The following is a 20,120-nucleotide window of genomic DNA, read 5'->3' as shown; positions in this document are numbered from 1 at the left end:
ATCACTTTGATAGAATAGTTGCCTTTCCTGCTTCAAATTTTACTTTGAAATCGCAGGCTTCAAGCGTACTCACACGATGAGCAATAGCAATAATCGTAATCTGCCCCTTGAGCTTCAAAATTGTATCTGTAATGCTCTTTTCTGTTTCATTATCAAGCGCACTCGTTGCTTCGTCAAGAACCAGCACTTCCGGCTTATAGTACAATGCGCGTGCTATACCAATGCGCTGGCGCTGTCCACCGGAAAGCTTTACGCCTCGCTCACCCACCATGGTTTCGATGCCTTTCGGCAACTCCTCTACGAAATCGTAAAGCTCTGCCATTTTGAGCGCACGAATCAGCAGCTCCTCATCGAAATCCTCCGGAGCCACACCAAGAGCGACATTATCCTTTATAGTTCCATCTATTAAATAAATCGACTGCGGTACATAGGAAAGATTTGCCTGCCAGCCACGAATATTTGTCTGAATGTCCACACCATCAACTGTTATTTTACCAGCAGTAGGAGTCAAAAGGCCAAGCAGGATATCAACAAATGTTGTCTTTCCTGCTCCGGATGGGCCGACAACTCCTACAAAGCTTCCTTTGGGGACAGTAAATGATACGTCCTGCAATACCTCATGCTGCCCTTCAGGATATTTAAACACCAGATGGTCTACGAGTAATTCTTTTGAAAAAGGAATCTTCTCCGAAGGCTCTGCCAAAAGCAAATCGGCTTTCCCTGACTCAAGTCGATTTCTAATTTCACATAATTCATCATACATATAATCGAAAAAGGCTATCTGAAATTTGATTGTATTTGTGATGCTAATTATTCGATTAGCACTCGGCATTAGTCTAAAGGCCACAAGGGCCAACACTCCGAGCAGTGGAACAATGTCCATTGGATTATATCCTTGGCATATTTTTATAATGATAAGCAGCAACAATGCTGTAACAACAATAGTCTCTATAAGTAATCGGGGCATTTGGTTCAATAAGCTAAACTTGCGATTAGCCTCCCCGAACCGCGTATATCCTTTGATATATTCATGTGCAAAATAGGCTTCCTTCTCTAGTACTTTTGTTTCCTTGATAGACCCAAGCCCCTGATTAATCCACCGTCCCATTTCTCCGGCATACTTATTTTGAATAATTCCCTGCTCGACGATTTTTTTTCGAAATGCTTTTATCAACAACCATAATATAATAGCTAAAAAGCCCGCTACAACAATTGCAGTAAAAGCATCAACTATCACAAGCATAACCCAAATAATAAAAACAGCAACAACTTCTGTCACGAGCTGTAATGCAGGTATCAAAACACCTGCGAATGCAGTTGTTGCCCCACTACTCACATTTCTCGTTAATATAGCTGTATTATGATTCACATGAAAAATATACGGACGTGACAAATATGTTTTAAAAAGTTCACCTGCGAATAAAGTTTGACCTTTCATTACAAAATTAATTTGCATACGGCTCTGCCATCCAAGGTAAATATTTTTCACTATATAAATAATAATCAAGCATAATGCACAAAGCACAACAAAATGCGAATGCGTCGTGATTCCAATTGCCTCTAATAACTTTCCTACGTTTTTATTCTGATCTAACCAATTGGGCTCTCCCATTATATAAATAAGCGGTAAGATCGCCCCAATTCCTACTGCCTCGATTGTACCGCCTATCAGCATTGCAATAGTTAAACCTATACAATATTTTTTTTGTTCCTTGGTTAAAATCGAAAATATTTTAATAAGTGACCTCATTCAACAAATTACCTCTCTACTAAAAAGTACCTGTTTGTCGATGTCATAAAAGAAATTATTATGATTACGATTCAAAATTGCATGGGTGCTTTTCCATCCACATCGATAACATCAACAGACTCCACTCTGGCCAAACATATTTTTTCGAGTTAATAAGTTTTTGCACACCATCATAGGAAAGTACCTGAAAAAGTTTTCTTCCTTTACATTTCAAGTAATATTCTTCCATCTCTCGCACTTTATTTTCTTGGAGCCATTTATCGAATGGCGGGGAGAATCCATTTTTGACACCAAGCCGAACTGGCTCAGTCCACATATCTCCCATCGCTTTTCGCAATATATATTTATCTTGATCATAATTTACCTTCATACTAAACGGCAAACTCACACAAAACTCTGCTAAATCCTTATCACAAAAGGGAGTACGACTCTCCAATGATACCGACATAGTTGTACGATCTGTTTTCAGGAAGCCATTTCCCGGTAAATAATCTTGCAAATCAACGCGCAGAGCATTATCCAATGCTTCTGTTTCCAAGAATCCATCATATATTCTATAATCATCTTTGGGAGACAACAGCCCTATTTCCCTTTGCAAATACTCAGACAGCATCTGCCCTTTTTTACGTGCGTATCCAACAATATCCTTTGTATCATCACACAACATAGTCATCGCTTGCAGCTTAATATCTGTATTTCTCAAAGCGCGTTCTATTGTTAGCGGATATGTTTTACTACTTCCTGCACATTTTTTTATTTTTCTAATTAAGCGATTTATGAACCGTTTACAATGTAAAAAATCATTACGGATAAATGAGGGTATTTCCGATTTTTGGTATCTCTGCATGTATAATAATGCTCGATATCTCCTATCATATCCACCCAGCAGTTCATCCCCTGCATCTCCTGTTAAAACAACCTTTGCATATTTTCTCGCTTCTTTTGATATAAGATATGCAGGGATTACCGCAGGGTCTGCAAATGGTTCATCAAATATTTGTTGCATTTTTTCCAGCATTTCCGACATATCGAAATCTATATCCCTAATCTCAATGTGATTCGTATTATATCGTTCCGCCATGGTTCTGGCCGTATACGATTCATCTATCCCCTCTCTAAACGCAAACGAAATAGTAGTAAGCTGTGGCACCAACTGTGCTGCCACAGCAACCACGGAACCTGAATCCAAGCCTCCACTTAAAAACGCAGCAACCGGTACATCTGCAACCAACTGCCGCTCTACAGCTTTCTTAAATAACCGTTTAAATTCATCAATCGCCTCATGTTCTGTGATATCCGTATTTGTCCCAGGTAAATGCCAATATCGTTCTATTTCAACTATCCCATTCTTTAAGACAAGTGTATGTGCAGGTGGCAATGTATGGATATTTCTATATATTGTACGTGTTGGATATATATACGAATAGTTCATATAATGCCAAAGCTGTCCATCATCTAAAACAGGTTCAACAAGATCACTAGCTAATATTGCCTTAATTTCAGAGGCAAAGATAAATTCCCCATTCTTACCCCAAGCATAATAAAATGGTTTTTCTCCGAACCGATCCCGTGCACAAAACAACGTTTGTGATTCATCATCCCAAACAGCAAATGCAAACATGCCAGGCAAATAACTCATCATTCGCTGCCCATGGCACTGATACATTGCCAAAATGACCTCTGTATCAGAATTTGTTTCAAACGATATACCTCGCTTTAGAAGGCCTTTCCTGAGTTCTTTATAACCGTAAATTTCTCCATTGAACACCAGCCCTAAATTACGCTTAACCATAGGCTGCTGCCCGCTTTTTATATCTACAATGCTCAAGCGCGTATGTCCTAATGCACAATTATCAAAAAACCATTTTCCATTTTCATCAGGACCACGGTGCAAAATGGCCTTCAACATTTTAGGAATTATATTTCTATACTGTTGTGCTTCTTTATATACAATTCCACATATTCCACACACTTCAGTATACCCTCCCTAAGTAATGGTGTCCCACCATATTTCTGCCAAATTTTTAGTGACACTTATAATTCTAATACTTTCACAAATCTTTTTATACGCCTCAATAGCCCAAAAATTTTGGGATGCTTATAAAACAGCCAAAGCCGGATATTGTTGCCAAATCCATACTTGGTCAAAACATCCGCAACTTCTATATAAAATATCTTCAAATCATAACGATTTCGTGTATATTCATCCAGCATCAACCAATCCATAAAGAAAAAATTGGCCCAAAACCTCATGAACCAGCAAGTTGTCTTCCCAATTATTTCGGGATTTTGCATAACAAACATATCTCCAGCTACAATTGTACATCTCACAGCATATATTTTTTTTATCCAATCTGACTTAGCCGATGTAATTGATCCAGGGCAAATCCGCCGACAATACAAAGGACTGTTTAAAACCGCAACTCTTTTGCTCAAAGACAAAATTTGCCATTGAAACAAGTGGTCTTCATGTATTATTCCTTCATAAAATTTGAGTTTATTTTCCCTTATAACACCTAATCTTGAAAAAATCCAACAACAACTTATACATACATCATTATTGTCAATAAATTTTTGTAACGCTTGCAACCCAGAATAAACATGAGTGTACTCTCCTCGATACTTAACATGTTTCTCCATAATCAATTCGGGAGAATCGTCATGAAAAGTATATGAAGTAAACAACAGCACATCGAGGTTATCATTCTCTGATTTCTTATATAGCAATTCAAGTGCATTATCTACAAGATAATCGTCACTATCAAGAAAATATATATATTTCCCTTTGGCAAAACTCATCCCTGTATTTCTTGCAGCACTTAATCCACCATTCAGCCTATCAATAAGTAAAAAATTATCATTTCTACATGCATATTCCTCAGCAATGTTTCGGGATCCATCCGTTGAACCATCGTTCACCATAATAACTTCGATATTTTTTAGTGTCTGTCGTTCGAGGCTATCCAAGCAATCTTTTAAATATTTCTCTACATTATATACAGGAACCACGACTGATACGTCAATCTTATCCATCAAATTCAACCTTTGTTTCAATAATATCACATTCGAATATATCCAACGATTTCACACTATAGTCGCCTTGCAAGCCTAAAAAAATCATTTCCCCTCAATCTCTGCTAAACAAATCTCTTGTATATACCTTATTTTGTACATCTCCCAAACTATCATCGCAGCGGTTAGCTATAATAACAAGACTTTGTGCTTTGAATGTTTCCAAATCATTTACGATTCTACTCCCAAAGAAAGTACTTCCGTCTTCCAATGTAGGTTCGTAGACTATAACCTTTGCTCCTTTAGCCTTTACACGCTTCATGATGCCCTGGATAGAACTGTGTCTGAAGTTATCAGAGTTTGCTTTCATAGTCAGGCGGTAAACGCCTATGATGATTTCCTTCTCTTTTCCCTTATCGTACTGATTTTCGTCACCATAGTGATAGTATCCTGCTTTTTTCAGCACTTGGTCAGCAATAAAATCCTTGCGCGTACGATTGGACTCGACGATAGCCTCCACAAGATTCTGCGGCACATCCGCATAATTCGCTAAAAGCTGCTTTGTGTCTTTCGGCAGGCAGTATCCGCCATATCCAAAAGATGGATTGTTATAGTGCATCCCAATACGCGGGTCAAGACATACCCCTTCTATAATCTGCTGCGTGTTGAGGCCTTTCATCTCAGCGTATGTATCCAGTTCATTAAAATACGAAACACGGAGAGCGAGGTATGTGTTCGCAAACAGTTTGATAGCCTCAGCTTCTGTACTTCCAGTAAAAATCATTGGAATGTCTTTTTTTATAGCACCTTCCGCCAAAAGATTTGCAAATTCATGAGCTCGCTCCGAATCTTCTCCAATTACAATGCGAGAAGGATAAAGATTATCGTACAGTGCATGCCCCTCTCTTAGAAATTCTGGGGCAAAGATAATGCGGTCTGTCGCAAACTGCTTTTTTACACGCTCGGTATAGCCTACAGGAATCGTAGATTTGATGACCATAACTGCATGGTCATTGACTTCACAGACTTTTTTTATGATGTCTTCTACTGATGATGTATCAAAGTAACTCTTTTCAGGATTATAATTAGTTGGAGTGGATATTATTACGTACTCTGCATTTGAAAGAGCTTCTTTCCAATCAACAGTTGCATGCAAGTGAAGTTCTTTGTGTGCCAGATAATCTGATATCTCAGCATCGATTATGGGCGATTCCTTATGATTTATTTTATCTACTTTGGCCTGCACAATATCCAGTGCTGTAACTTCATTATGCTGCGCCAAAAGCACTGCATTAGAAAGTCCGACATAACCTGTACCCGCCACTGTAATTTTCATAACCATCCCTCGATTTTCTCATCAACTTCCTTATACCTGTTCAGAAATCTAGACACCCCGTCCACACCAACGACATATCCGATTGTTGCACTGATGTCTCTCAAGTACAAGTCTATCTTTGATTTTCTTAATGATCGAATATATTCCCATTTCCCCCAAAATCGCTCGAACATTTTTTTTCCATACAGAACGATTATCCTTCGCAAAAGAATCAGGCAATCTTAGTTCTTTTACTATCCTTTTATCTTCTTCACACACAGCAATATTACTTGATATACCATTAGCAGAAAAAAACAGCACAGCTATATCGCTATATTTTATAAGAATATTCGAATCGTAATACGCTGAAAGGAAAAACTTATAATCTGCCGAAATTTTGTAGCTTTCATCAAAAGGATATTTTTCTAACACTTCTTTTTTTACAAACATGCTACCGTGGGGAATCATTCCGCCAACATATGTTCTTTTATTGCGGGCAGAATAATTCGTAAGCAATCTTTGATAACCTGTGTTTTCTTCTACTGCCCACTGACAACAGCTTAATATATCAATGTTACCATCCAAGCATTCAGCAACTTGTCGGATAATGTCATAATTACATAGGCAATCATCAGAGCCGATTATTTCAATATAATCTCCTGTTGCAGCACGCACACCTTTATTGAAGGCTTCATAAATCCCATGATCCGGTTCGCTGATTAAATATGCTATGTTTTTTTCATATTTATGGATAATATCAAGTGTTCCGTCTGTTGATCCCCCATCTATGATAATATATTCAATGTTATCGTAGGTTTGGTTTACCACACTTGAAATCGTCTGTTCTAGGGTTTTCTCACTATTCAACGTGACTGTTATGATTGAAATCTTAGGATGCATTGTTATCTCCAAATGTTTAACTAACAGCATTCATCTCTGTAAAAAAATCGTACCCAGAGGATTTAATGTATTCACTCATATCTTTCCGGACATCCCGCCATCTTTTCAGGATAGCCTCAGCCCAAACACCTGAATCAGTTATAGGTAAAAATTCAACAAGTTCTGTAACTTTAACTTCTCTCGTAACCTGATCAGATATAAAACATGGAAGGCCAGCTGCCTGCGCTTCAATCCCAACCAAAGGCATTCCCTCAAATCGTGACGGCAGCAAAAAAACATCCATTGCCTGCATAAGTTCAGGAATATCGCTGCGATATCCCAAAAAACAGACATCTTTTTCAATCTGGAGCAATTCTGCCTTACACTGAACCGCCTCCCAAGATGCATCCTTTTGGTCAGTACCGTTAACAAGCAAAAGTTTCGCATCTATATGCCTAGCACAAATCTCTGCAAAAACTTCAAGCAAAAATTCATGGTTCTTAGCATATGAAAACCTGCCAACATGCCCTATTACCAATGTATCCTGTGATATTCCCAGCTGTTCACGCATTTTCTTTCTTACAGCAGGATTATACTGGTATAACTCACTGTGAATTGAATTCCGTTTGATATTTGGGACCCCTGAATTCCCAAACAGCCATCTATACGCAGGCTCTGAGCATGCATATTTTTCATCAGCAAATAAATTTGTAAAAATACGGCCAAAATAGTGATATGCAGTGAAAATTGCCTTCTTTATGGGAGCAGCCATATCAATCTGTGTGCTGTGGCAGTGCACCGTGAGTTTTGTTCCCACAGACTTTACTGCCATATATAACACGATATTAGCATAATCCGTGTTACAGTATACCTTATCATATTGCTCTTTCTTCAACAGTCTGCGCCACGTCATCCAATATTTTATAGGATTTGTTATATGAGCAATCTGTTTAATTCCAACTCTTTTATCAATCTGCTCTCTGTATTCTATTAAATCCGGCTCTGTGAATGCTAAATCAATTTGATCATGCTTCAGTATGTATGGCAAGCGGTCTAAAAAGTATTTTTCCACACCGCCGAACCGGGCTCCCAAGCCAAAAATCAGAATCTTCACCGATGTTTCTCTATATCCTCCAATATTATACTCTATAGTTAATTAGACAACACACTTATATGCGCTAAATATCTTTGCATTACACTATCAAACAACGTTGAATTTATTTTTGCTAAATTTCTTATTGCGAGTTTAACATGCTTAATGTCGTCTGTTGTAATCAAACTCAGCAATTTCTTTAAATTTTCTTCGCCCTCATCAATCACATATCCCGAATTTACTCCTCGCACTTTATCCCCAACCAGAGTTCCTTCTGTTGTGATAATAGGCTTTTGCAAAAAAATTGCTTCGTAAAACTTATTGGGTGCAGCAAATACATGATTTCTATTGTTCTTATAATACATAGCATATATCAAATCGACGCTCCGCATTATCTTTATAGCTTCATCATAAGGTACTTTACCGTAATAATGGATGTTCTCGTATTTCCTGCTGTATTCCTCAATCTCTTTAACAAGCCTTTCATTCCCAAATCCGGCAATATGCAAGGTCCAATCCGGCAATTCTGCGATTACATGCACCAGTTCTTCTAACCCACGATCTGCAACAATACCACCAACATACCCGATTGTTTTGTTGAAAGTCCTATCAGACACAAACTCCACAGTGGGAACAGAAGGTATATTGGGTATCACTATATATTCATTCGGGATGCACTGAATTTGTTTCAATCTCCCCGCTTCACACAAAATCACTAAGTCGGCTTTTTGTACTGCCAGACGCTCAAGGAAATTGATTGTCTTGTCTATAAACCATTTCCCTGTCCTTGTTTCGTCGCTGAACCAATCAAATATATCGAATATAACCTTTTTCCCAAACAGCTGCATAACAAGTGCGGGCAATACCGTGTCAAAATCACACGCATGGATAATTCTATATGATTTGCGGTATCCATAAAGATATTTCATCAGCCAAGCGTTCCACTTTATTCTTCCGATTATTGCTTTTGATTTTTGCTGAAATCCCGCTTTAATCCGACAGTATATAGTATTTTCCCGCTCTATTCCTGATTGTTCTCTATCCCATCCTACAATTCGATAAGATATGTCATGCTTCTGAAACCAATTTTCATATCGCAACACACGACTATCAGAAACAATATTTTGACTCCGCAACATCAAAATATCAGTCATCTACTTCACCTAACACTATGTCCAATATCTTTTAGTCATACTGAGGCTTGCACAAAGGCGCTTAGAAAAGCAACTATGTTTCAACCCCAACCGATACCCAAAAAACTTCATACCGTCACGAAATACCATAGGAACAAGCAACAGTGGGTTACGCTTTAAAAGATACTTTATCTCGGATATAACAAACCTTCTGCCTGCGCCTTCCGCAGCACCGAAGGTTGTCCGAATCCATGATTCTGTTGCATGAAATACACCAATATCGAAATATCTTTTAAATTCCTGCCATATAGAGTAATCATGGGAATGGTAAACCATGGCATCAGCACGGTACGCAATCTTCCAGCCTTTTAGTACCATATTCGCTGCAGCATACATGTCCTCGCATAAAATAGTATGTGTCGGAAAACCTCCTGCTTCTTCCAAAGCAGTACGTCGATACGCCGCAAAGGAATTTGATATAAATACTGTCTTCATTCCATGCTTTTCTTTGTCCGCAAGCTCATACACATAGCTTCTATCACCATAATTGCATAACCGTGCATGGCTTGCGAAGGCTCCCGCACCTTCATGAGGCAGCTGCCGCCCGTACGCGCAGCCTACCGCTGAATCCCGGAATGCATCCAGTAATTTGTTTAATGCAGATGAATCAGCTAATATTGCATCCTGCGTCAGAAATACGAACACGTCTTTGTCAGGAAACATCTCCACACCCATCTGCCGGGTGCCTCCATGATTAAATGATGCAGCATCAATTTCCTTTACGGCTGCATTTATTCCACCCAACTCAGTAAGGTATTTCTTATCAGAACCCGAATCAATAATCAAAACATCAAAATCAACATGCGCCTGTAATTTAATGCTTCGTAATAGCTTTATAAGTTTTTCATCAGGCCGATAGATTGGGATAATAACTTGCGCTTTCAATATTTAACCTCTGTTTTGCAGAATAATAGCTTAACAAAAATGCATTCTCTCACTATTATATAAGATATGAAGTTAATTACAACCTAGTTTTATAGTCAATTACTTCAAATATTGCCGTACATACTGTATACTTCACAAATAACCATAACACAAAGGAGTTTCGTTCATGCTGTATTATATTAAATTCTGTTACCAATGGATTTTGCCACCGGCTATTTTTATTCTTATGCTTACATGTATTACTATCTATATGTACCGCCGCCGGGCGCCCGGGCGTACAGCTCTTGCTGTTGTTACGCTGCTTCTTTATGCTTTCTCACTGCGGCTTCCTGCTATGCTTTTGATGCAGCCGCTTGAGTACGCTATACCGCAGCCACAGAGTCCATCAGGTGATGTGCTTCTCATGCTGGGGAACGGTGCTATCGGAGAGGTACCTGACATCACGAGCATTGGCCAGCCTTCAGGGACAATGGGAAAGAATATGCTGATGACGTTACGTCTGCATCGTCAGATGAATCTTCCTATACTCATCAGCGGAGGTACTGTTTTTGAGGATGCCGGCAACGAAGCTTCCATTGCCTCCCGAGAATTTCCTGAGATGGGTGTGCCGAAGGACAAGCTGTTCTCGGAGGGGGGCAGCAGAAATACCGTAGAAAATGCCCGACTTTCCAAAAAAATATGCGATGAACATGGTTGGACCCGTCCCATTGTGACTGTTGTAGCACTTCAGGCTCCACGTACTGCAAAGATTTTCGAGCGCGAAGGAATGGATGTGACCATATATCCGACACATTACCGCGCAGGAGCGTCATGGCACTTCCACCCTGTACTGGATTTGATTCCTGACGGTGGCAATCTTTCCAACTCCGCAGCTGCAATAAGGGAGTATTTGGGGATTGCAGCACTGTACTTGCGGCTGCAGTAAACTATTAGGACAACAGCGGCCGGTTCTCGTTTTGAGAACCGGCCGCTGTTGTTAGTACGCGCCTTTGCCGCAGGCAACGGCTTTTATTGTTTTGAAAAGGAATACCAGGTCAATCCATACGGACCAGTTGCGGACATACCATGTGTCCATAGCTACGCGTTCTTCGTAGGTTGTATCGCTGCGTCCGCTGACCTGCCACATGCCTGTTATTCCCGGAGGCACCATATAATATTCCCGGATGTACGGGCCGTATTTTGGTACCTCTGCCTGTACTATGGGACGGGGGCCTACGAGGCTCATATCTCCCATTATGACGTTCCAGAGCTGAGGGAGCTCGTCAAGGCTTGTTCTTCTGAGGAATGCTCCAAGCTTCGTAACTCTTGGGTCATGCTCCAGCTTGAAGTTTTCTTCCCATTCCTTTTTAGCCTCAGGATTTGCTGCCAGATATTCTTCCAGCCGCTTCTGAGCATCCGACACCATGCTTTGGAATTTATAGCAGTTAAATTCTTTTCCGTGCTGGCCCACACGGCGATGCGCGAAGATGACACGGCCTTTGTTATCAATAAACACAATCAGCACCAGCAAAAGCAAGAATGGTGATATCACCGCGCCGCCAAGTATAGTTGCCGTGAGGTCAAAGATACGCTTCATGATGCGGTTGCTTTGCCGGGCGAGATTGTTCCGCAGTCCCAGCATCATTATTTTTTCACTGAAAAGCACGTTCACCTGTACATCCGCCATCGGTGTTCCGATAAGGTCGGGGACAAAGGCGATATTTCGCACATAGGGCTGCATTCCTGTTATAAGTGCCTGGAGCTTTTCCTTCTCAAGCCCCGGCGCGGTAATCAGCACAGTTCCGACGTGCGTATGCTTTGCAATGCGTTCCGCGCGATGAAGTCCGCCCAAATGCCTGCAGCGTTTTGTCACAGACTCCAAACCCGGACCATCATCCAAAACGCCAATGACCTGATACCGATAGCCAAGGTCTCCGTCAAAGAAGCGCAATACACGTTCGGCGGTCTTTCCTGCGCCTATGAGAAGTACCGGTTCATAAAAATCATGGTTATCCTTCAGATAGTGAAGCAGAATGTAGCGCACCGCGTAGATATAAAACAGAACGAAAACAGCAAATAATACGAAAAAAAGCCTTGATACGGTTTGTGCCGCATGCATGAAGTAGATTATTACGACACTGGTCAGAAGACCGCCGAGCACGGCATAAAATATTCTCCTTATAATATCTACTATTGGCTGCTGGGACTGATATGTGTGGTTAAGCTTCAGGAACAGCAGGAAAAAAGCCGGCACCCAAAGGTACAGGTATATCGGTGGTATCCTATAGACCGAGTGCATCCAATAGTCCAAGGCATTCCGGAGGGCTATAGCCGACCACTCCGCCGCGACTACGGCTGCGTAGTCAAGGATAAAAAACAACGTTGGAAGCAGCCATATCTGCCATGCACGCTGCATTTTTGAAGTATTCAAGAATAAATCCCCAATCCTAAATATATTTTCACTTATCATTTTATTTTAACATAATATAAGAAATACGTCAGCAGAAAAAGTTGGGATGTTTGCGAAGATAGCAGGTAATTGGGGGTGCACCTCCTCCGTCTCGCAAGCTCGCCACAGCCAATATGCCACTGGCATATTGACACCCCTGAAGGGGAAGGCAAGAAAAGAGTATTTTCTTAAAGCTGTTTTATTCTATTTTCTAAATGTAAAATTGTAAATAATATGGTAAAATAGTATTGCATTTCAAAATTTTTAGTACATTTTTCAACAAGCAGGTGAAATCCCATGATCAAAATTCCGGTCAAAAGACTTCGCCCCGGTATGGTGACGGCGCAGAGCGTGTACAACAAGTCAGGCGCCAGTTATCTGACACGCGGCTCCGTCATGAACGATTTTTATATTGATAAGCTCAGGAAGCTGGGGATATCCACGCTTTCTGTTACTTCTGTTGCTCCCGGAATTAATCTCCCTCCGCCAAAGGATATCGTGGAAGAAAAAACCCGTACAACGGCTATTCATCGTGTCTATGATACTTTTGAAGCTCTTGAGAAGTCGGGAGAGCTGAACATCGGGCCCTTGGAGGGGACATCGGAGCAGCTGCTTGTGGATGTACTTTCCAACCGCAGAAATCTGGTGCAGCTTACGGATATCCGCACCCATGATGATTATACCTTCGCCCACAGTGTCAACGTCGCGATTCTATCTGCAATGCTCGGCTCTCTGTGCCATCTGACGAAGCAGAATCTTTTGGACCTCGTTCTCGGCAGTCTTCTGCATGACATCGGAAAGATTGCCGTCCCTGTGGAGATTCTCACAAAGCCCGGCAGTCTCACACAGACTGAGTTCAGTGTTATACAGATGCATCCGGAGATAGGCAGGGAGAAGCTCAGGAGGCTGAACATTCCCTCTGCTTCTATTCTATCCATCATTGCTTCCCAGCATCACGAGCACATGGACGGCCGCGGATACCCGAATCATCTTCCCGGCAGCAAAATGCACAAGTATTCTCGTATGGTCGCTATCGCCGATGTATACGATGCGCTCACCAGCCGCCGTCCGTACAAGCCTGCGTACAAGCCGCATATCGCTTATAAAATTATGTCGCGCTGCTCTGTGGGGCAGTTCGACATGGGCCTTCTGGAGCTTTTCTTCAATAATGTAGCTGTGTATCCTGTGGGAACGGTATTGAAAACGACAATGGGCTATGCTATTGTGCGCTCGACGGAGTTCGGAAAGACTCTCACCCCGACAATCTGTGTTTTCGCCAACAAGCAGGCGAATGTTCTGCCAAGGCCGTATGATGTAAATCTTGAGGATTGTCCTCCGGATGCGATTATCCATGTCGTGGAGGACACGGATTTGCTTCCTCTCATGTACCGCATGCAGATTGACCCGGCATTCTTCCTTCAGGAAAATAAAAAAGCGGACCCGAAGCCCCGCATTGAATAATAAGTTATTAAGCAAAAATGCTGTGCGCCGAAGCGCACAGCATTTTTTCTATTTATTATCGTTACGATTCGATTTTCTGAGCGGCATTTTCCTCTACCGCGGCTCCGTGATGATGAACCGCCGCGAGAATACCTCCTGCGGCAGCACCCAGAAGTGCCGGGAGAATCCAGCCGAGGTTTGCATCATAGAGTGGCAGATAGTGAGCAAAGATGTCATCCACAAAGGATGTATCAATACCTGCTGTCTTGAGTCCGCTGACAATGCCGAATATCGTAGTCAGGAGAAGGCTTCCGCGGTATACCATCGGGCTTCCGCCAAAGAAACGGTCGACCATCGTCAAAAGAACGAGTACAATAATAACAGGATAAAGCGCAACAAGGAACGGAACCGATACGCGGATAAGCTCCGTGAGTCCGATGTTCGATGCGGCAAATCCGAAAACCGATGCATATAGCACAAGACGTCCGTAGGAAACGCGGTGCCCCAGGGCCTTATAGAAATGGGACGCAAAGGCAGATACCATTCCGCAGCTCGTCGTAAGGCATGCCAGCGCGATGATTGCCGCAAGGATGCTCTGTCCTACCGTACCGAAAAGAACCTGTGCCGCCTTCGAAAGGATAACGGCACCGTTCTCGGCGATGCCGAGACGTGCAGCGCTGGTAGCGCCGAGATAGCTGAGGGAAAGATATACAAGGCTCATGAGCACGACCGCGATAAGTCCGCTGACGAAGCAGATGCGTCCTACCGCGTGTGTCTCAGTCACTCCCCGTGCCTTAATCGCCTGAACAACAATCGTTCCTACTGCGAGAGATGCCAAAAGGTCCATGGTAAGGTAGCCGTTCTGGAAGCCCTGGGCAAAGGGTACTGTCTGATATATTCCTTGTGGCTCCATGATAGGGCCGAGTGGAGACGCGAAGGTCTTCACGAAGAGAACAACCAGGAACAAAAGCAGTGCCGGTGTCAGTGTCTTTCCAACGCGGTCAACAAGCTTGCTGGGGTTCAGTGCCAGCCAGAAGGTCAACAGGAAAAATACCGCCGTGTAGATGCCCTGTCCCATTGTGACCTGTTCCCATTCGAGGAAAGGACGGATGCCGATTTCAAAGGACACAGCGCCTGTACGCGGAACCGCAAAAAGCGGCCCTATGGTCAGGTACAGCAGGCCCAATATAATGCCTGCGAATTTCTTCGAAACGCGGTTTCCCATGAACGAAACGTAATCGCCTCCGGCAAGCGCTATAGCGACTATACCGAGAAGTGGAAGGCCGATTCCCGTCAGAAGGAATCCACCCATAGCAGGCAAAAGGTTTTCTCCGGCGGACTGTCCAAGGGCCGGCGGAAAAATCAGATTTCCTGCTCCGAAAAAGATTGAGAACATCATGAGACCGACGGAAACGATCTCGGTTTTTGACATTTGCTTCATAAAAAAACTCCATTCCCGCGCACGCATAAACGCCTGACATCCTTTATGGACGGGCGATGCGTACATTCCGTATTCTGCCCCTCTTATTTCGTTCTCCGGCGTCCTGAGCACGAAAACGGGTACAGTTTTCAAATCATGTGGTTCATTATAGCATATTTAAAGGTGAACTGCTATACTGTAAAGTAAACAAATGAAAAAGAAAGAGATGAATTTATTTTATGTCAGAAAAAGAACAGGATATCACGAAACCTCATGGTGAGGATCAGATTATAAAGATGGATATTCTCGGCATGATTCACAGCGCTGAGAATCCGTTTGATATCATATATCATATTGCCCGCTATCTTGAGAAGAAATCCTCCGAGGCAGGCTACGCCGACCAGGTACGCGACAATATGCGTGCCGTCTATGGGCTTGCCATGGGTGACAGCAAGCTTTTGACGGACGAGCTGAAGGATGTTGAGGCGCGGCTTGCCCGCATACAGCATTCTTATGATACAGGGGAGTTTTCGCCTGAGGAAAAGAAGCGGATTGAGTACGCGGTGATTCTTCACAAAAAAAATATAGAGAGGCTGAAGCTCCTCATTCATCAGGCTGAAGTGGAGCATACCTCTCTGTCGTTTGAAAAAAATTAGTAACTTCGGGGTGCACCTCCTCCACCGCTAACGCGGTCCCCCTCCCCCTAAAGGAGAAGGCATTCTTGCTGCTTTTTTCACAGCTCCTTTTATTTTGTTTCGTTCGTTATGTCGTGGACGCTGGCGAGTACGCTGTAATGATTCTCCGAGGTCTTTGCAGCGTTGAGATAGCATCTGAGTCTTCTGGTAGTGCCGTCCGATGCCTCGAAGGGATACTCGATAGCCAAGGGAACGCCGCTTCCGCTTTCCACGTGCTTCAGTATTGCTTCCTTGAATTTTTCCACCAGTTCCTTGTCCATTATATTCGTCATCGGCACAAGTCCCTGTCCTCTTCTGGAATCAGGGTCAAGTCCGTCAAGCTCCAGCATCCAGCGGTTTGCATAGTTCAGATACAGCTCGCCGTTTATCAGCTGCGACATTACTATTCCGTTCTGGAACTGGTCCGTCATCGCCTGCAGCTGCAGAGGCAGGTTGTACTGTGAGGATACATCGTCCCATCCGATGAAGAAAAGACGTCTGCTTTCATCGGTAAAGAGTGAGCTTACCCTTGCTCTGAGCCATAAAAATGTTCCATCGGGGAGTCTCCGCCGCACTATACACTCGGTGAGCTTTTTGCGGTCACCCGATTCACGGATGGCACGGAGAATCTTTTTTCTGTCCTCATCCATGATATAGGAAAGCATGTCTATCCGGTCAATATCCTCCTTCGAGGACTGCATCAGCCGGAAAAATCCGTCGTTTGCGCGGAGAAGCTCTATACTTCCTCCTGTCATCATCTCGTAAAGACCTACTCCGCCTATCATGCTGTTAAAGAGCAGGTTGAAGGAACGGCTGGGGTTCAGAAGCTCCTTGAGGTCTTGGGCGTCAAGCCACTGCGATTCCTTTCCAAGAATCGGAACGAAGGTGCGCTGTGCCAGAAGGTGCTCGTAATCCTCCACAGGAATCGGACGTGAGAAATAATATCCCTGGATGTAATCGCAGCCTATTGTACGCAGGAAATCCACCTGCTGACGGGTCTCCACACCCTCAACAACAACAGGAAGATGCATCCATTTTGCCATACGTACAACGGAGTTCAGTATATTGCCTCCGCGGCCTGTTTCATTTTTGTCATCGAGGAATTTCAAATCAAGCTTCAGCACGTCAACAGGAAGAGCCTTGAGCATGTTCAGTGATGAATAGCCGCTTCCGAAGTCGTCCATGAGGATTTTGTAGCCCCTCTGCTGCAGCTCCTTTACAACACGGACAATCTGCTGCGGGTTGTCGGTATACGCGCTCTCAGTGATTTCAAGCTCCAGAAGCTCTCTGGGCAGATGATACTTCTGCACCAGCTTTTCGATGATATTTACAAGCTGCGTGCTGTAAAAGTCAACACGGGACACGTTTACCGATACCGGCGGCGGATTCCTGTCCTCGTTAATCCATTTCCTCAGCAGGCGGCAGGTTTCCTCCCACACGAACTGGTCAAGCTTGAGGATAAAGCCGTTATGCTCGAATACAGGGATGAACTCGGCCGGAGATATTTCACCGCGCACAGGATGAATCCAGCGCACAAGCGCCTCCGCTCCTACCACGCGTTCCGTTGCCGCGTCGTACTTCGGCTGCAGATATACTTTGAATTCACCCCTCTGCAGTGCTTCCATCATGTCATTTACGATGCTCTGCTCCGTCATAATGTAATGACGCATTGTTTCATCGTATTCCTCGCAGTCGAGAATACCGCCTCTCTTCGCCTTCATAAGCGCGAGAGTCGCCCTGTCACACATCATGCTGACGGGGATGGTTCTGTCATCTATCACATATACGCCGAAGCGCAGCATGACACGGTAGCCCAGAGTAAAGCTTGAGGCAAGGAGCTTCAGGGATTTGATGAAGCGCTCCCTGTTCCGTCCCTCCGACGGGTAGAACATTATGAAACGGTCAGAATGAATGCGGGCGTAAACGCCGGATTCCAGCTTCATTTCCCTGAAAAACGCGGCAAAATAGCGAAGAATCCTGTCACCGACATCTTCTCCGAAAAGGTCGTTTATTACCTTGAACCGTTCTATATCAAGGCACATTATTTCAAAATTCCTGTCAGGCAGTGTCTCAAGAAGCTCCTGCGCCTTTTGGCAGAATGCTGTCTTATTGTAGAGTCCCGTAAGCTCGTCGTAGGATACCTGATAGGCAAGTGTCTCACTCGCCTGCTTCAGCGGTGTGATATCGAGAAGGATTCCGTTATACGCCTGACGCCCGTCAGGACGTTCAAATCTCCTGCCGCATTCCACAATCCATGTTGTCCGCCCGTCAGCTCCACGCATCGGGTACTCGACCTGATACACATCCTTATAGGTCAGCTGACGTCTCATTGACTGCAGGACATCCTCCCTGAAATCCTCCACAATCAGTTCCGTAAGTTTTTCGCCTGTTTCACGGATAAATTTATCCCCGGATATATATCCCAGCATAGACCAAAGCTCATCGCTGTAAAACGTCATGGGGCGCTCATCCGACATGCGGAATGTCACAAAGGCGGAATGGACATGGGAGGAAAGGATATTGCTTTCCGGTGATTTGTGATGTGAATGTCTTTTCTCCATGAGCCCCGACAGCATGTTGGAGCATATCATGCGATAGGTTCCCTCATGATGCAGGTTCCTCACAAGATGGATACCGGTCAGGCGGTAGTCGTCCTTCTCCCTTTGATACATCAGCGTTATCTGATGGAGTATCGTAGAGTATTCCGATGTAGTCCTCAGAATAACAGACCCCATGACCGCGCACATGTCGTCCTGCGGATATTCCTTCAGCTTCGTGCGGAAAAGTCTGCAGGGCGCAACGAGCGCATGCTCCTCCTGCAGACACTGCTGTACTTCCTTTTTACCGACAGCGTACTTCATCGACTGCGTCCCGAAGGCAACGATGTTTTCGCTTGCCTGCTCCATGGCCCCGGCTATGTTTCCCTCTGCATAAAACTTCCTTACAAACTCATTTGCCAAGGCAGCGCCCATGGACTTGTTCACTGCTTCGTGCTCTCTCATACATTCCCCGATCCTTCCGGAACAAACTCCCTGTAATCTGAATCATTAAATAAAGATAAATTGTTTCATTATTGACAACTTTTTCATTATCCTATATATTACACAATTTGACTGCATAATGCAAAAAAAGCTGCCCGAAGGCAGCTCTTTTTTAGTCAAGTACATAAACCTTTACGTCGCGGCGTCCGAATTCAATTGCCGAGCCGTAATCCTCCATGCAGAGGTCAATCATATCTCCCTCGATCATACCGCCTGTATCAGCAGCTACAGCAACGCCATAGCCCGGGATATAGAGCCGTGTGCCGAGAGGAATAACATCCGGGTCAACCGCGGCTATACCGTGGCCGGCCCTTACACCCGTAGCCGTAATACCGGCTCCGCCTCCATCGGTAGGCAGATATGCGCTTGCTTCCATTACCATCATGGACTTATAACGCATACGTCCGCGCGATGTATCAATATATCGGCGCTGCTCTTCCATGCGCGCCAGCTCAGCCTTGCGCTGGGCTTCAATCTCCTCGGGTGTAACAAGTCGGATATTCATATCCTGTGTAATCGGGGTTTCTTCCCCAACCACCGGCATGACCTTTGTCAGGTCGTATCCGTGCTGCCGGAGCACATCCCCGACATTCTGCTTTGCAGTGCGAACGATACGGGCTTTATCGCCCTGCTCTATCGTCACAAGCACGGCACGATGAACGCGGATCTCTGTCCCATCCTCAACGTGCTTCGTCGTCATAGTGACCTCGTCTTTCTCGTTCACATGTACTCCCGCTTCCTGCAGAACGCGGTCCGGTCTTACATATGTCGTTGTCAGATGACGCGTCTTACCGTCTGCAATAATGGTAATGTGCTTCACGCTGGCAAAGCCCGCCGTTAAAACAGCTGCGATCAGAATACCGACGCACAGAAGTACGCGGGCATCCCGACCATGGGAAAACCATTTTTGTAAAACATTCATCCAATTCCTCCTCACGAGCGGAAGATGGCAGCCGGGAGAGTGGTGCTCTCCGTCGATCTCTCTGGAAA

The 20,120-nt window shown here is 43.9% G+C and carries 15 protein-coding genes; 3 read left to right on the top strand and 12 right to left on the bottom strand.

The window, feature by feature from the left end:
* Position 1: 1 nt before the first annotated feature.
* From BUA83_RS07655 to BUA83_RS07620, 8 genes are all read right to left on the bottom strand, one after another.
* Positions 2 to 1,750, bottom strand: a complete 1,749-nt coding sequence (locus BUA83_RS07655; protein WP_072935645.1) for an ABC transporter ATP-binding protein — start codon at positions 1,748 to 1,750, stop codon at positions 2 to 4.
* A gap of 64 nt (positions 1,751 to 1,814) precedes the next feature.
* Positions 1,815 to 3,722 carry an asparagine synthase (glutamine-hydrolyzing) gene (asnB, locus tag BUA83_RS07650; RefSeq protein ID WP_072935644.1) on the bottom strand — a complete coding sequence of 636 codons (1,908 nt, stop codon included), beginning with the start codon at positions 3,720 to 3,722 and terminating at the stop codon, positions 1,815 to 1,817.
* Positions 3,723 to 3,784: 62 nt separating this feature from the next.
* Positions 3,785 to 4,783 carry a glycosyltransferase gene (locus BUA83_RS07645; protein WP_072935643.1) on the bottom strand — a complete coding sequence of 333 codons (999 nt, stop codon included), beginning with the start codon at positions 4,781 to 4,783 and terminating at the stop codon, positions 3,785 to 3,787.
* A 94-nt stretch (positions 4,784 to 4,877) separates the two neighbouring features.
* Positions 4,878 to 6,098, bottom strand: a complete 1,221-nt coding sequence (locus tag BUA83_RS07640; RefSeq protein ID WP_072935719.1) for a nucleotide sugar dehydrogenase — start codon at positions 6,096 to 6,098, stop codon at positions 4,878 to 4,880.
* A 48-nt stretch (positions 6,099 to 6,146) separates the two neighbouring features.
* Positions 6,147 to 6,977 (bottom strand): glycosyltransferase family 2 protein, encoded by an 831-nt coding sequence (locus BUA83_RS07635; RefSeq protein ID WP_072935642.1) that lies wholly within the window; start codon positions 6,975 to 6,977, stop codon positions 6,147 to 6,149.
* A gap of 16 nt (positions 6,978 to 6,993) precedes the next feature.
* Positions 6,994 to 8,070, bottom strand: a complete 1,077-nt coding sequence (locus BUA83_RS07630; RefSeq protein WP_072935641.1) for a glycosyltransferase — start codon at positions 8,068 to 8,070, stop codon at positions 6,994 to 6,996.
* Positions 8,071 to 8,108: 38 nt separating this feature from the next.
* Complete coding sequence (locus BUA83_RS07625) at positions 8,109 to 9,203, bottom strand: glycosyltransferase (RefSeq protein ID WP_072935640.1); 1,095 nt, start codon at positions 9,201 to 9,203, stop codon at positions 8,109 to 8,111.
* Positions 9,204 to 9,218: 15 nt separating this feature from the next.
* The gene (locus tag BUA83_RS07620; RefSeq protein WP_072935639.1) at positions 9,219 to 10,127 is read right to left on the bottom strand and encodes a glycosyltransferase family 2 protein; all 909 of its coding nucleotides are present in this window, start codon (positions 10,125 to 10,127) and stop codon (positions 9,219 to 9,221) included.
* Positions 10,128 to 10,293: 166 nt separating this feature from the next.
* On the opposite strand from BUA83_RS07620, the gene BUA83_RS07615 reads away from it, so the two are divergent.
* Positions 10,294 to 11,052 (top strand): YdcF family protein, encoded by a 759-nt coding sequence (locus BUA83_RS07615; protein WP_072935638.1) that lies wholly within the window; start codon positions 10,294 to 10,296, stop codon positions 11,050 to 11,052.
* 51 nt (positions 11,053 to 11,103) lie between these two features.
* Here BUA83_RS07615 and wbaP read toward each other — a convergent pair whose 3' ends face one another.
* Positions 11,104 to 12,537 carry an undecaprenyl-phosphate galactose phosphotransferase WbaP gene (wbaP, locus tag BUA83_RS07610; RefSeq protein ID WP_234988299.1) on the bottom strand — a complete coding sequence of 478 codons (1,434 nt, stop codon included), beginning with the start codon at positions 12,535 to 12,537 and terminating at the stop codon, positions 11,104 to 11,106.
* A 315-nt stretch (positions 12,538 to 12,852) separates the two neighbouring features.
* Here wbaP and BUA83_RS07605 point away from each other — a divergent pair, with 315 nt between their 5' ends.
* Positions 12,853 to 14,016 (top strand): HD-GYP domain-containing protein, encoded by a 1,164-nt coding sequence (locus BUA83_RS07605; protein WP_072935637.1) that lies wholly within the window; start codon positions 12,853 to 12,855, stop codon positions 14,014 to 14,016.
* 61 nt (positions 14,017 to 14,077) lie between these two features.
* Here the strand turns inward: BUA83_RS07605 and brnQ are convergent, their stop codons facing one another.
* Positions 14,078 to 15,436, bottom strand: a complete 1,359-nt coding sequence (gene brnQ / locus BUA83_RS07600; protein ID WP_072935717.1) for a branched-chain amino acid transport system II carrier protein — start codon at positions 15,434 to 15,436, stop codon at positions 14,078 to 14,080.
* A gap of 218 nt (positions 15,437 to 15,654) precedes the next feature.
* On the opposite strand from brnQ, the gene BUA83_RS07595 reads away from it, so the two are divergent.
* On the top strand, positions 15,655 to 16,071 hold the full coding sequence (locus BUA83_RS07595) for a hypothetical protein (protein ID WP_072935636.1): 417 nt from the start codon (positions 15,655 to 15,657) through the stop codon (positions 16,069 to 16,071).
* An 89-nt stretch (positions 16,072 to 16,160) separates the two neighbouring features.
* Here the strand turns inward: BUA83_RS07595 and BUA83_RS07590 are convergent, their stop codons facing one another.
* Entirely contained in the window at positions 16,161 to 19,091 is a 2,931-nt protein-coding gene (locus tag BUA83_RS07590) for an EAL domain-containing protein (RefSeq protein WP_072935635.1), read from the bottom strand.
* Positions 19,092 to 19,242: 151 nt separating this feature from the next.
* Positions 19,243 to 20,052, bottom strand: coding sequence for a G5 and 3D domain-containing protein (locus tag BUA83_RS07585; RefSeq protein ID WP_072935634.1), 810 nt, complete (start codon positions 20,050 to 20,052; stop codon positions 19,243 to 19,245).
* Positions 20,053 to 20,120 lie beyond the last annotated feature (68 nt).

The sequence above is a fragment of the Schwartzia succinivorans DSM 10502 genome (assembly GCF_900129225.1).
Classification (GTDB): Bacteria; Bacillota; Negativicutes; order Selenomonadales; family Selenomonadaceae; genus Schwartzia; species Schwartzia succinivorans.
This window is presented reverse-complemented; position numbering and strand designations above follow the sequence as displayed.

What these genes read in the sequence shown, in the direction of transcription:
- BUA83_RS07655 (WP_072935645.1), bottom strand. Translation starts at nt 1,750, where the DNA reads ATGAGGTCACTTATTAAAATATTTTCGATTTTAACCAAGGAACAAAAA.
- BUA83_RS07645 (WP_072935643.1), bottom strand. Translation starts at nt 4,783, where the DNA reads ATGGATAAGATTGACGTATCAGTCGTGGTTCCTGTATATAATGTAGAG.
- BUA83_RS07640 (WP_072935719.1), bottom strand. Translation starts at nt 6,098, where the DNA reads ATGAAAATTACAGTGGCGGGTACAGGTTATGTCGGACTTTCTAATGCA.
- BUA83_RS07635 (WP_072935642.1), bottom strand. Translation starts at nt 6,977, where the DNA reads ATGCATCCTAAGATTTCAATCATAACAGTCACGTTGAATAGTGAGAAA.
- BUA83_RS07625 (WP_072935640.1), bottom strand. Translation starts at nt 9,203, where the DNA reads ATGACTGATATTTTGATGTTGCGGAGTCAAAATATTGTTTCTGATAGT.
- BUA83_RS07615 (WP_072935638.1), top strand. Translation starts at nt 10,294, where the DNA reads ATGCTGTATTATATTAAATTCTGTTACCAATGGATTTTGCCACCGGCT.
- BUA83_RS07605 (WP_072935637.1), top strand. Translation starts at nt 12,853, where the DNA reads ATGATCAAAATTCCGGTCAAAAGACTTCGCCCCGGTATGGTGACGGCG.
- brnQ (WP_072935717.1), bottom strand. Translation starts at nt 15,436, where the DNA reads ATGAAGCAAATGTCAAAAACCGAGATCGTTTCCGTCGGTCTCATGATG.
- BUA83_RS07595 (WP_072935636.1), top strand. Translation starts at nt 15,655, where the DNA reads ATGTCAGAAAAAGAACAGGATATCACGAAACCTCATGGTGAGGATCAG.
- BUA83_RS07590 (WP_072935635.1), bottom strand. Translation starts at nt 19,091, where the DNA reads ATGAGAGAGCACGAAGCAGTGAACAAGTCCATGGGCGCTGCCTTGGCA.
- BUA83_RS07585 (WP_072935634.1), bottom strand. Translation starts at nt 20,052, where the DNA reads ATGAATGTTTTACAAAAATGGTTTTCCCATGGTCGGGATGCCCGCGTA.